11 protein-coding genes are annotated in these 12,469 nt (G+C 54.8%); 7 read left to right on the forward strand and 4 right to left on the reverse strand.

Annotated features, from left to right (window positions below):
- Position 1: 1 nt before the first annotated feature.
- Positions 2–895, reverse strand: coding sequence for a 5-deoxy-glucuronate isomerase (gene iolB / locus HMPREF9238_RS06720; protein WP_016444705.1), 894 nt, complete (start codon positions 893–895; stop codon positions 2–4).
- 409 nt (positions 896–1,304) lie between these two features.
- Here iolB and HMPREF9238_RS06725 point away from each other — a divergent pair, with 409 nt between their 5' ends.
- From HMPREF9238_RS06725 to iolE, 7 genes are all read left to right on the forward strand, one after another.
- Complete coding sequence (locus tag HMPREF9238_RS06725; RefSeq protein WP_016444706.1) at positions 1,305–2,378, forward strand: transaldolase family protein; 1,074 nt, start codon at positions 1,305–1,307, stop codon at positions 2,376–2,378.
- 32 nt (positions 2,379–2,410) lie between these two features.
- Positions 2,411–3,406 carry an inositol 2-dehydrogenase gene (gene iolG / locus HMPREF9238_RS06730; RefSeq protein ID WP_016444707.1) on the forward strand — a complete coding sequence of 332 codons (996 nt, stop codon included), beginning with the start codon at positions 2,411–2,413 and terminating at the stop codon, positions 3,404–3,406.
- A 294-nt stretch (positions 3,407–3,700) separates the two neighbouring features.
- A complete protein-coding gene (locus HMPREF9238_RS06735) occupies positions 3,701–3,928 on the forward strand; it encodes a hypothetical protein (RefSeq protein ID WP_016444708.1) in 228 nt (75 codons plus the stop codon).
- Positions 3,929–4,014: 86 nt separating this feature from the next.
- Entirely contained in the window at positions 4,015–4,749 is a 735-nt protein-coding gene (locus tag HMPREF9238_RS06740) for a sulfite exporter TauE/SafE family protein (protein WP_016444709.1), read from the forward strand.
- Between the two features lie 152 nt (positions 4,750–4,901).
- Positions 4,902–6,098, forward strand: a complete 1,197-nt coding sequence (locus tag HMPREF9238_RS06745) for a Gfo/Idh/MocA family protein (RefSeq protein WP_016444710.1) — start codon at positions 4,902–4,904, stop codon at positions 6,096–6,098.
- A gap of 76 nt (positions 6,099–6,174) precedes the next feature.
- Positions 6,175–7,833, forward strand: a complete 1,659-nt coding sequence (locus HMPREF9238_RS06750; RefSeq protein ID WP_016444711.1) for an MFS transporter — start codon at positions 6,175–6,177, stop codon at positions 7,831–7,833.
- Positions 7,834–7,915: 82 nt separating this feature from the next.
- Positions 7,916–8,842: a myo-inosose-2 dehydratase gene (gene iolE / locus HMPREF9238_RS06755; RefSeq protein WP_016444712.1), complete on the forward strand. Its 927-nt coding sequence runs from the start codon at positions 7,916–7,918 to the stop codon at positions 8,840–8,842.
- Between the two features lie 397 nt (positions 8,843–9,239).
- On the opposite strand, the gene HMPREF9238_RS06760 is transcribed toward iolE, so the two are convergent.
- From HMPREF9238_RS06760 to iolC, 3 genes are read right to left on the reverse strand one after another with little or no spacing between them, the layout of a single operon-like run.
- Positions 9,240–10,382 carry a zinc-binding dehydrogenase gene (locus HMPREF9238_RS06760; RefSeq protein WP_016444713.1) on the reverse strand — a complete coding sequence of 381 codons (1,143 nt, stop codon included), beginning with the start codon at positions 10,380–10,382 and terminating at the stop codon, positions 9,240–9,242.
- A 31-nt stretch (positions 10,383–10,413) separates the two neighbouring features.
- Positions 10,414–11,301, reverse strand: a complete 888-nt coding sequence (locus HMPREF9238_RS06765) for a Cgl0159 family (beta/alpha)8-fold protein (RefSeq protein ID WP_016444714.1) — start codon at positions 11,299–11,301, stop codon at positions 10,414–10,416.
- Positions 11,302–11,303: 2 nt separating this feature from the next.
- A complete protein-coding gene (gene iolC / locus HMPREF9238_RS06770; RefSeq protein ID WP_016444715.1) occupies positions 11,304–12,296 on the reverse strand; it encodes a 5-dehydro-2-deoxygluconokinase in 993 nt (330 codons plus the stop codon).
- Positions 12,297–12,469: the final 173 nt, after the last annotated feature.

The following is a 12,469-nucleotide window of genomic DNA, read 5'->3' on the forward strand; positions in this document are numbered from 1 at the left end:
GTTACTCAGAGTCGGAGGGGTTCATGGGAGTCATTGGTAGGCGTGGGTCAATCTCTTGGGTTTCCCAAGTTTGACGCACCCATGTGTGGTGAGGGTCGTCGGTCATTAGCCAAACGGAGTCCTCCGCCGGCCCTGCCATTACGTTTAGGTAGTAGAGGTCGTATCCGGGCGCCGCGATTGAGGGGCCATGGTATCCGTATGGCATTACCACGATGTCGCGATCGCGCACCTCGGTACACACGTCAATGTCGTGTCCGGGGGAAGGGTAGATCCTTTGGATTGCAAAGCCTTCGCGGTTTCCTTCGCCACGGCGAATCTCGTAGTAGTAGATCTCTTCAAGTTCGCGTTCGACTTCGTTGTGTTCGTCGTGCTTGTGAGGGGGGTAAGAAGACCAGTTGCCGCCGGGAGTGAGAACTTCGCAGGCCAGTAGGTGCGAGGTTTCAACCGTGTTCCCTAAGGCGTAGTTATTGACCTGCCGGGAGGAGGGGCCTGCGCCGCGAAGGCCGGTGCCAACTTCTTCGCGGGGGCAGTAGCGCGGCGAGAGATCCTTGGTGGCTTTGGCTCCGGGCAGAGCGATGCGCGCCTGTCCGCGTGCGGTGATTACAACGTCTTTGTGTCGGGGAATGTAGGCGTAGTCCGTGATGTCGGTAAATACGGATTCACGTCCCTTAATCTCGTATTCTTCGCCTTCTACCTTGACTGTGCAGCCGCCGGATAGTGGTAGGACAAGGTATTCTGTTTGGTCGCCTTCAACGGTGATGGTTTCACTGTCAGAAAGGTTTAATACGCGTAGCGAGGACCATTCCCAGCCAGCCCGCTTAGGATCCAGGTCGGTTTCGTACGAGCCATGCGACGTTGAGCCGGCGCGAACGATGTATTTGCTGTTGTCCGTCATTGGTACTCCTTGGGATTTACGGATTGGTTCCACTGTTTAAAGCTTATGGCGCGCAGATGCTGACGTCTTCGTCATTCGCGCCAGAAAGCACTTGTTCGTAATTGTCGGTCTTTTTGTCCCCCGCGTCAAGTATTGTAAAGACAATTTGAGAAAACGGTTTGCGGTGGGCGATAGCGCTCACGGGTTTTGGTTAATTTACCCCTATCGCCCCGGCTTATTCGTTCGCAACAACGCGTTTAAGAACAGAAAGATTGAGGGTCTGCACGCTTGATCTCGCTAAAATGATGAAAAATAACAAATCTTTGTCGTTACAAACGCTTGACATGTGTTCTGATTTGGAGTTCACTTAGGGCTATGGAAAGTTGGATGTCCAACGGCGGGCATCCCCAAGATTTTCACAGGAGGAACTGTGGCTGATTTTACCCCCGGGCCTTTGCTCACTGCGACCAAGCAATTCCCTACGGTCCTTTGGAATGACTCGTCGGATTTGGAAGAGCTACGCCAGTCAATTTCGTTTGGCGGCGTTGGAGCTACCTGTAACCCGGTGATTGCGTACACCACTATTTCGAAGCATCCGGAGATTTGGAACGATCGCATCAAGGCTATTGCGGATGCGAACCCGACGTGGGGCGAGTCTGAGATCGGTTGGCGTGCGGTTAAGGATATGTCTGTTGAGGCTGCGAAACTTCTTGAGCCTGCGTTTAAGGAGCATAACGGTCGTAATGGCCGTCTTTCGGTGCAGACCGATCCGCGTTTCCATCGCGACGCGAAGGCGCTGGCTGACCAGGCGGAAGAGTTCCACAACCTGGCGCCGAACATTGTGGTGAAAATTCCTGCAACCAAGGTTGGTCTTGAGGCGATTGAAGAGGCCACGTACCGCGGCGTGTCGATGAACGTGACGGTTTCCTTCACGGTTGCTCAATGCGTGCAAGCAGGCGAGGCCATCGAGCGTGGCTTGAAGCGTCGCGAGGCCGAAGGCCATGATGTTTCGCAGATGGGCCCAGTTGTCACCCTCATGGTTGGTCGTCTGGATGACTGGCTAAAGCAGGTTGTGGCACGTGATGGTATCTTCATTGATCCGTCTGCGCTCGAGTGGGCTGGTATCGCGGCCATGAAGAAAGTGTACAAGATCTTCCAGGAGCGCGGCCTGCGTGCACGTCCGCTGGTTGCAGCATTTAGGAACGTGTTGCAGTGGAGCGAGTTCCAAGGCGCTGACATGGTGGTTTCGCCACCGTTTAAGTGGCAGGAAATCATTAATGCTTCCGACTACGAGCCGGTTTCGCGCATTGATGTTCCAGTTGACGAGTACTACCTTGAGCAGCTTCGCTTGATTCCGGAGTTCCACCGCGCTTATGACGAAGATGGCATGACGGTGGAGGAATTCGAAGACTTCGGGGCCACTCGTAAGACCTTGCGTCAGTTCCTTCAAGCTGATGCGGATCTTGATGCTCTTGTTCGAGACATCATTGTTCCGGCTCCGTAATCCGTTTCCTCTTGTCGCTTGAAAGGTTAACTATGCTTCGAATTGGAATCATTGGCGCGGGCCGGATTGGTCGCGTGCACGCTCGCTCCGTTGCGGCTCACCCGCGCGCTAAGCTCACTTTGATTGCAGATCCGATGTTGGATTCTGCAAAGGAGGTTGCGCAGGCTTACGGGGCGGAAGTCACGAGTGAAGCTAACGATGTTTTCGCATCTGACAATGTTGATGCAATCATCATTTGTTCGCCAACACCGCTACACGGTGATCATATTATTGCGGCTGCCGCTGCCGGCAAGCCGGCTTTGTGTGAGAAACCGCTGGCTATGGATAGTGAATCTGTTGCGCAGATTCGCGAGCGTCTAGAGGCTCAGGGTACGCCTAACCCGCTGGTGATGCTGGGATTTAACCGCCGTTTTGATCCTTCATTCAGTGCGATTCATGAGGCGGTAGAGTCTGGCGAGATTGGTCAGCTTGAGCAGCTGACGATCATCTCCCGTGATCCGGCTGCTCCGCCAAAGGAGTACATTGCGGTTTCGGGGGGCATCTTTAAGGATATGACGATCCATGATTTCGACATGGTTCGCCACTTCCTTGGCGACATCAAGACGGTTACTGCGGTAGGCCAAAACCTTGATCCCGAGCTTGCGGACACCGGCGACTTCGATGGCGTTGTTGTGACTTTGCAGAACGAGGCGGGACATTCCGCAACGATTACGAACTCGCGCCACTGCGCTTCTGGTTACGACCAGAGGCTTGAGGCTTTCGGATCTGAAGGCGCGCTCTTTGCCGAGAATATTCGTCCTACCACGGTTCGTCGCTCTAACAAGCACGTGACGGACGCGCAAGAGCCGTATTTGGACTTTTTCTTGGAGCGTTACGAGGCTGCGTATGCGCGCGAACTGAGCGCGTTCATTGATGCTATTGACGCGGGTAGGGTGCCTTCTCCGGGGCTTGAGGACGGCGCTCAGGCGTTGCGTTTGGCTGAAGCAGCCGAGAAGGCTGCTAAGGAAGGCGTAGTAGTTCATCTTTAGCTGTTAGTTACAACACTTTGCGTGTCGGATATGGCATTAATATTCGGCACGCAAAGTTGTTGCTAGGCAGAGTTTTGTGTGTATTGACGGGCAAAATTGGTGAATAACTAGTGTGCGCAAAACGCTGAGGGGCAGCCTCCACGCAAAACCTTTGTCTTTACAAACTGCGAGTGCTTTAGTAGCCTGAAATCGTCGATCACAGAGGTGGTCGATGTCGGCGCAAGCCGAGCACATAGCCGTGCGGGACGTTTTCCCAAACGGTTCCGCACAAGGAACCGTAAAGGAAGGTACACATTGGGTACTTACGCACTTACTGTTGCTGCTCCGCACAGGATTAACGTAGAGGCACGTCCTCTGTTTAAGCTGGTTGCCGCGGTGTTCGCCGCGCTTGTGGCATCCGTGGTGGTCGTTGGCATTGCAACTGAACTGACCGCAATGGTTGTGTTTGCAGGAATGCTAACCGTATTTGGAGCTATCGCTGGAGTTTTCGTTGCCCTCTATCTGCAACTAAAACGCAGCTAGGCTCTGGGTGAGGCTGTAAGTCTACCGCCAACGAGTATGCGCCGGTCCCAATGGGGGGAACGGTGCTTTTTATTTGTGAGGGCAAAATGGCAGGGTTCACAACAGGGGCGCTCATTGTGTTGGGGTTGTGCGCATTTATAGTGGGCATTTCTAAAACTGCTCTTCCGGGTGCCGCCACGCTCGCGGTTGCCCTGCTTGCGGCGGTGATGCCGGCGCTTCAGTCCACCGGAGTGATGCTGCTGATGCTTTTAGTGGGCGATGTGGTGGCGATAGTGATGTATCGCAAAAAAGCTGATTGGCCAACCCTGGTGCGCCTCGTTCCCGGGGTTCTCCTTGGACTTGTTATCGGCGCGGTGTTTCTACACGTTGCATCTGACCGTGTTATCCGCGTGAGTATTGGCATTATTCTTCTTGTTCTAATTGCCGTGACAACTTTTGTTCTGAAGAGAAACGACAATCCGAACGTGGAAGGGCCGTGGGCCAGGGCGTTCTTTGGGTCTCTTGCGGGTATGACAACGATGGCTGCGAATGCGGGCGGGCCGGTAACCACGATGTATTTTTTGGCAGCGAAGTTTCCGGTGAAAACTTTCTTGGGGACCACAGCCTGGTTCTATTTCCTGGTTAACCTGACAAAACTCCCGTTTGCTGTGGCTTTGGGTAGTGTGAGTGGAGAGTCGCTACGGGTGGCCGCTCCTTTTTTGCCTCTAGTTTTGGTGGGGGCTTTGCTGGGCAGGTTGTTAGCTACACACATGTCACAGAAGGTTTTCGAACCAGTGGTTACTGTTTTGACAGTAATTTCGGCTGCATATTTGTTGATTTAGCAAGCGTTGATTGAGAAAATTTCCGTCCTCTTTTCTGCTCAAGAGGCCTTGACCGCACCGAATCGCCCTGGTACATTTGTCAGTACAAAGTTTCTAAAGGCGTTGTCAAATACAGCGGCGGAATAAACGGACAAAGAAGTTCGGAGGAACCTATGACCACCAAAAAGACCATCGGTGTTGGCGTTATTTCCCTGGGGTGGATGGGCCGTCTACACGCGCGTAGCTATAAAGCAGTGAGTGAACGTTTTCCTGAACTTGGAGTTCAGGTAAAGCTAGTTGCCGCTGCAGATCCAGTTGAAGAAGCTCAGCGGGCAGCCGTTGAAGATCTAGGTTTCGAGCGCGCTTACGGTGATTACCGCGAGCTGCTTGCAGATCCGGATGTTGATGTTGTTTCGATCTGTTCCCCGAACTTCTTGCACGAAGAGATCGCGCTGGCGGCAGTGGAGGCAGGCAAGCCGTTCTGGATTGAAAAGCCGATGGGCGTGAGTGCGCAGCAGGCCAAGGCCGTCGCGCAGGCAGCCGCCCAGGCGAATTTGCCCACTGCAGTTGGCTTTAACTACCGCCACACTCCAGCTATTGAGTACATGCGTCACCTCGTGCGTAGCGGCGAGCTTGGCAAGGTAACAAACGCCCGCGTTTGGTTTATTGCCGATTACAACTCGTCGCCAATGGGGCCGCTCACGTGGCGCGCTTCGCGAGAAAAGGCTGGCGCGGGTGTGGTTCCTGATTTGATGAGCCACGGCGCAGACCTGGCACAGTACATTATTGGTCGTATCAGTTCCGTTTTTGCCCTGACTGACACATTCATTAAGGAACGTCCGATTCCAACGAAGATGGGCTTTGGCCACTCCGGCTTTGAGGTTGGAGACGAAATGGGCCCGGTGGAGAATGAGGACTACGTTGCTCTGCTCGCGCGTTTCGACAATGGCGTAGTCGCCACAATGGAATCGTCACGAGTTAGCGTTGGCCCCCGCGCCGAGTATGTCGTTGAAGTGTACGGCACCAAGGGCTCGGCACGCTGGAATTTTGAGCGTCTCAACGAGCTAGAGGTATGCCTGGGCGTAGACAATGGCGCTACGCATGGCTACACGCGCGCGATGGCCGGACCGGAGTGGGATAACTGGAGTCGTTTCCAGCCGGCTATCGGTACTTCGATGGGCTTTGACGATATGAAGTGCGTTGAGGCCGCACAGTTCTTGAAGTCAGTTCTCACAGGAGAACAGCACGCTCCATCAGCTGCGGATGCTTGGTGCGCCGCAGAAGTTGATGAAGCCGTTGTCGCTTCCGCTGCGGATGGTCAGTGGCACGACGTTCCCGTGGTTGAAGGCAACACCACTTTTGATTTGTAACGGCACATAGATAGGTGCCAAATCATCATCTCAGTACAAATGCACCCTCATTGTTGGGTTTAAGAAAGGAAGTCGCATGGGCGAAGATGCTCGTGAAATCCCGATGCAAGGGATAACTCGCGACGAGTTGGCAAAGGCTGTTAAAGATACCCCACCTTCGGGTAAGCACCGCGGCATTTTTGCTATTGCTGCCGTAGCTACGCTCGGCTCGTTGCTGTTTGGGTACGATACCGGTGTAATTTCTGGCGCATTGCCCTACATGCACATGCCGTTTGGTGCAGATGGCTTGCAGCTCACCGCATTCCAGGAAGGCGCAATCGGAGGCACTCTTTTGGTTGGTGCTGCCCTGGGCGCTCTGATTGGATCCAGGCTTTCGGACCGTTACGGACGCCGGCACAACATTACGCTTCTAGCCATATTGTTCCTGGTTGGAGCTCTTGGCACAGCCGCTGCTGGAAACGTGTGGGTGATGTATCCGTTCCGTTTGGTTCTTGGCTTTGCAGTTGGTGGCGCCTCGGCAACGGTTCCAGTTTACCTTGCGGAGACAGCGCCGAAGCGAATCCGTGGTTCTATCGTTGCTATTGACCAGCTGATGATCGTCACCGGCCAGCTACTGGCCTTCACCATGAACGCGATTATTAACGCGATGCACGGTGGGCCGCAGCTCACAATCAAGAGCGACCCCTCGGGCAACCTGGATCCGGGTGTCTACTCTTACGACGCAATCTCCGCGTTCCAGACGTCCAAGGGCGGCTCGATGAGCGCAGATCAATATCAAGCGTTCCTTGACCAGCTTGTAGTTTCAGCTGGCAACGGTGCTGCGTGGCGTTACATGCTCGTGCTCTGCTCGATCCCAGCTATTGCGCTTTGGATTGGTATTCGCCTAATGCCGGAGTCTTCGCGCTGGTACGTGTCGAAGATGCGCATGTATGACGCTATTGCTTCGCTGAAGCGTATTCGCGACCCGGAGCGTGATGGTTCCCTCGAAGATGAGCTAATGGAAATGATCGAGGCTCGCCAGCATGAAGCTGAAGTTGAGCAGTCCAAGAAGGGCTTGAAGTACGTATTCTCAGTCCCCTGGCTAAGAAAGCTCATGCTAGTTGGTATCTTCCTTGCCATTGTGAACCAAACTACGGGTGTTAATACCGTCATGTACTACGCTCCAAAGGTTCTCGAATACGCGGGTATGTCCACTTCCGCTTCGATTACGGCGCAGGTTGCAAATGGTGTGATGAGCGTGATCGGCTCTGCGCTCGGAATTTGGCTCATCATGAAGTTTAGGCGCCGCCAAATCCTGATTGCGGATGTGATCGGCGTGGGCATTTGTCTACTTGCCATCGCGGGCATATTCCAGTTCGCTATTGCTCCCCACATGGCTAATGGCACCACGCCACCAAGCTGGGCTGCGTTCCTGATTCTCGGCTTGATGGGCGTGTTCATGCTGATTGTGCAATCCTCAAACGGCACGGTGGTTTGGACCATGATGGGCGAGTTGTTCCCCGCTGACGTACGCGGCGTTATGAACGGTACCGCAATCTTCTGCATGTGGATTACCAACGCATTCATCACCTGGACGTTCCCGCCAATGATGGAATCGTTGGGTGGTGGACGCACGTACGCACTGTACGGCGTACTCAACTTGGTCATCGCGGTGATCTTGTACAAGGTTATGCCGGAAACCTCTGGTCGCTCCCTTGAGCAGATTGAGCGCGACATGGAGGAGCGCTACTCCTAAACCAGATGGGAGGAAGGGAGCGCGGCTTCCTTCCTCCCCGGTAAATTTCGATCTAATACTTTGATTTGTCGAAGGAGACAAAATGGTTTTCAAACTTGATCCAAAGACCGCGATTTCTGATCCCAATGGCATAACGTGGGGTATGCACCCGATTACGTGGCGTAACGATGACATTCCCGAGGTGGGGGCATACAACACGCTTGAGGACATGCTGCTTGACCTTGCTGACGTTGGGTTCCGTGGCACTGAGTGTGCCGGCTTCTTCCCGGCGCAAGAGATCGTGAAGGAGCGTGCGCAGGCGCGCGGCATCAAGATCGTGGCGCAGTGGTTCTCTTCCTTCATTGTTCGCGATGGCGTGGAGGCTGTGATCCCAGAGTTTCGCGAGAAGTGCAAGTACCTGCAGTACCTGGGGGCCACCCGGATCGTGGTGTCCGAACAGACCGGTTCGGTGCAGGGCGTGCGCGACGTTTGCATCTTTACCAACAAGCCCGTGCTAAACGATGAAGAGTGGGTGAAGTTGGCTGAAGGGCTGAACGTGCTCGGGGATATTGCACACGAGTACGGCCTCGAACTCGTCTATCACCACCACTTGGGCACGGTTGTGCAGACGAAGGAAGAAACGATTCGCCTAATGGACATGACTGATCCGACAAAGGTGAGCCTCCTGTTTGACACCGGTCACGCATTCGTGGGTGATGGTGACGTAATGGGTCTACTGGAAGCCGTTATTGATCGCGTGCGTCACGTGCATTTCAAAGACGTTCGGGAGGAGAAGTTGCAGGAGTCGCGGCAGCATAATCGTTCGTTCCTGGATTCGTTCCTAAACGGCATGTTCACTGTTCCTGGTGACGGCATGATTGACTTCACGCAACCGTACCGCTTCCTGGTTGACCACGGCTACAAGGAGTGGATCTTGGTTGAAGCTGAGCAGGATCCGGCGGTAGCAAACCCGCATGAGTACGCTGTTAAAGCTCGTGACTACGTTGAGAAGACCCTCTTCAACGCGTAGATGCTAATGCTTTCGGCGCGCTCGCACACCGTCGAAAGTTTCTGGCCCTGAAGTGGGCTTTAAGGGGGCTTGTGGAGGTCCGACCATCCTCCACAAGCCCCTTTCGTATGCGTAGAACGTGTGCGCCGCGCCGGTGGGAACGGTTGCGCGCAGTGGTTGGGGGACTTGGCTGGGAGCTTGACCTGGTAGTGGCACCCGCGTCGAGTGCAGCAGAAACGTAGCCGTGTTCAGTAGCGGATTAGCCTAGCTTGGTAGTGCTTGGCAGCGAGCCGTTCGCGGGGCCTTCTTTGCGTGCGGACCCGACGGGTCTTGGGTGAAGATACGGAAAAGCTCCCCAGTGCCAGGCGGCGTGGCCCAGCAGTGGGGAGCGGATCCGGTTTTAAGTGAGCGGACGGGGTTACAGGCTCATGTCTACAACTGCACGCCCCTGGATCTTTTGATCGTGTAGCGCCTTGTAGCCTTCTGCGGCCTGTTCGAGTGAGAAGCGGCGCGAAACGATTTCCTTGTAGTTGATGACACCTTCAGAAGCCAGATCAACTACTGCGGGTAGATCTTGGCGCGTACGTGCACCGTAGGATCCGAGGATGGATTGCGAGCGACGCACCGTGCGGTTGATCTCCACTCCGGCGGTCTGCACGCCGGCGCCCAGACCGATCGGTACCATACGGCCGCCGTCTGCAAGAACGTCGAGAGCCGTTGTCCACGTTGCCGGAATGCCAAGAGCCTCGAACGATACGTCAACGCCCTTACCGCCGGTGAGACGAAGGACTTCTTCGCGCGCATCCGTCTTGGCAGAGTTGATTGTTGCGGTGGCACCGTAGCCTTTCATGGGGGCTAGCTTCTCGTCAGACACGTCAATCGCGATTACTTGCTTCGCGCCAAAGGCGTGCGCAATTTGCACGATGTTGGTGCCAACACCGCCAACAGCAACCACGGCTACTGTTTCACCGTAGTGTAGGTCGGCGCCGCGTCGGACTGCACCGTATCCGGTCAGAGCTGCGCAGCCAAGAATGGAGGCGGGAACTAGATCGATGTTGTCAGGAGTGGGGGCTACTGCAGTTGCGGGGACAACTGCGTATTCTGCCAGGCCGCCCATCGAATACATGTAAACGGGTTCTCCGTCGAGGGTTGAAAGACGAGTTTCACCGTCGTAGAGCACACCCTTCAAACGGTTTAGTTTAAAAAACGGGCCGCAAAGTTCGTCATGTCCGCTGGAGCACGCTTCGCACTGACCACACGGCATTAGGAAACCGCCGGCAACGTTTTGTCCAACTTTAAGGCCGGTGTGTTCAACGCCGGGGCCGAGCTCAACAATTGTTCCAGCGATTTCGTGGCCAAGTACTGCGGGAAGAGGGAAGGCAATTGCGCCTCCGATGACGTGCAGGTCGGAGTGACACATGCCGCAGGCCGCGACTTTTACCAAAACTTCGCCGGCGCGTGGGCGAGGGGTGCGGATAGTTTCAACCTGGAGGCCAATTTTGGTGTCGCGCAGGACTGCGGCACGCATGGTTTCAGGAATCTGTGGGGTTTGGGTTGTCATTTTGATACCTCTCGTGGGGAAGCGAGTGCTTCTAAATGGTGTTGTTCAGGATTTGCACGGTGGCGTCGACGGCGCCTGCCACGTCGTCATCTGGCGGGAATAGTAGGGAGCGGCCAATGACTAGACCTTTAACGTTTGGCAACTCTAGGGCTTTACCCCAGCTTTCCATTGCGGCCCGCGCGTCTTTTCGTACCTCGCCGCCCAGAATGAGGGCGGGTAGGGTGGAGGCCTCCATGACTCGTTCCATGTCTTCCACTACGGGAAGTTTGAGCCACGTGTAAGCGCTGGTGGAGGCTAGGCCGGAGGCAATGGCCATCGATTTGATGACAGCATCTGGGCTGAGGTCGTTGACGATGCGCCCATTTTTGCGTTCAGAAATGAAGGGTTCCACCATTGCCATGACCTGTTCTTGAGCGAGCTGGTCTACGGCTTGGGCGCAATGTTCAAGAGTGCGTACAGTTCCGGAATCTTCGTAATTGATACGCATCAGCATTTTGCCCCCGTCCAGGCCGGCAGCTTTAATGCCGTGGGCGGTGTAACCGGTGAAGCGGTCATCCATTTCAAATGATGCGCCGGCCAGGCCGCCTCGGTTCATGGAACCGTAGACGAGCTTATTATCGAGGGCGCCGAGCAGAGTGAGATCTTCAATCAGATCTGCGGTACCGAGGAAGCCGTCAACTCCGGGACGCGACAGTGCTGTAACGCAACGGCTAAGCAGCTCTTCGCGTGAAGCCATCGCATTAGGGTTTTTCCCAGCCGCGAGGGCGCCCCGGGCAGCATGATCGCACGCGATGATCATCAGTGGTTTGCCATTGGTTGGCAGTTTCCCCTTCGTACGATTTGCAAGGGCACGTTGGATGCGTTCCGGCTCGTATGTGCGGATTTCTGTAATTTTGTCGATCAGAGGAGTTTTAGACATGATTAGAAGTCTTCTAGATCTGGGACGAGGTTATTCTTGTGTAGCCGCATGGTAGCTAGTAGCTCCGGCTCGGTTGGCATTGCCGTTGAGCATTCGAGGCGCGATGCCACGATTGCTCCGGCAGTCGAGGCCGCGTAAATCGTTTTCTTCAGCGACCAACCCGACAGGAGGCCGTGGCAAACCGCGCCGCCGAAAGCATCGCCAGCTCCAAGGCCATTGAAAGTATGTGTTGGAGTGACAGGCATTTCGATACGTTCGTCTCGGGTTTTGGCAAGGGTGCCGTGGGGGCCTTGTTTAACGATCGCGAGTTCAACGCCGGCATCGAGGAGGGCATCCGCAGCGCGATCAGGTTCCGTTTCCCCAACAGCAACACGACATTCTTCCTTGTTACCGATAGCAACGGTGACCTTGGACAGGGCTTCACTTACGTGTTCATGTGATTCTTCTTCGGATTCCCAGAAGTCTGCGCGATAGTCAAGGTCGATGATAGTGGGGCCGCTCTTTTTACGGGCGTCAAGTGCTGCGTGGTGAGCGCCGCGTGAGGGTTGTTTGGATAGGCCGGTTGCGGTGATCCAGAAGATTTTTGCTTCTTGAACAGCGTCGATGGGGATATCTTGAAGGGTTAGTTCGAGATCGGGTGCGGACGGTTCCCGGTAGAAGTAGAGTGGGAAGTCGTCTGGTGGGAAGATCTCGCAGAAGGTAACAGGAGTGTTGAACGCCGACTTTGTCACTACATAGTTGTCGTAGACGCCAAGGCGACGCATTTCGGTGCAGACGAAGCGTCCGAAGGGGTCGTTGCCGACGCCCGTGATTACGGCAGAGCGGTGGCGGTAGCGTGCGGCGGCTACGGCTACGTTCGTTGGACTGCCGCCGAGGAATTTGCCGAAGGTCTCAACGGCTTCTAGCCCAACTCCGGTTTGCAGTGGGTAGACGTCAATGCCACAACGCCCGATTGTTAATACGTCTAGCGCGGGGATTGAAGCTGTGGGTGTCAATGTTTTCTCCTAAGCTAGAAAAGAGCTATTTGGTGTAAGAACTTCGGTGTTCTTTGTTCGCTCTTGCATATAACGATAGTGTATAGAGGCACCCAACATCAAGTATTTGTCATGACAAAGATGAATTGATGTCTTGTGTTTACATAACGTGACTATTGGTCTTTAAAACTGTG

The organism is Gleimia europaea ACS-120-V-Col10b (assembly GCF_000411155.1).
GTDB lineage: Bacteria > Actinomycetota > Actinomycetes > Actinomycetales > Actinomycetaceae > Gleimia > Gleimia europaea_B.

Excerpts from the sequence above, each read along its gene's own strand:
- iolB (WP_016444705.1), bottom strand. The coding sequence starts at position 895 with ATGACGGACAACAGCAAATACATCGTTCGCGCCGGCTCAACGTCGCAT.
- iolG (WP_016444707.1), top strand. The coding sequence starts at position 2,411 with ATGCTTCGAATTGGAATCATTGGCGCGGGCCGGATTGGTCGCGTGCAC.
- HMPREF9238_RS06740 (WP_016444709.1), top strand. The coding sequence starts at position 4,015 with ATGGCAGGGTTCACAACAGGGGCGCTCATTGTGTTGGGGTTGTGCGCA.
- HMPREF9238_RS06745 (WP_016444710.1), top strand. The coding sequence starts at position 4,902 with ATGACCACCAAAAAGACCATCGGTGTTGGCGTTATTTCCCTGGGGTGG.
- HMPREF9238_RS06750 (WP_016444711.1), top strand. The coding sequence starts at position 6,175 with ATGGGCGAAGATGCTCGTGAAATCCCGATGCAAGGGATAACTCGCGAC.
- iolE (WP_016444712.1), top strand. The coding sequence starts at position 7,916 with ATGGTTTTCAAACTTGATCCAAAGACCGCGATTTCTGATCCCAATGGC.
- HMPREF9238_RS06760 (WP_016444713.1), bottom strand. The coding sequence starts at position 10,382 with ATGACAACCCAAACCCCACAGATTCCTGAAACCATGCGTGCCGCAGTC.
- HMPREF9238_RS06765 (WP_016444714.1), bottom strand. The coding sequence starts at position 11,301 with ATGTCTAAAACTCCTCTGATCGACAAAATTACAGAAATCCGCACATAC.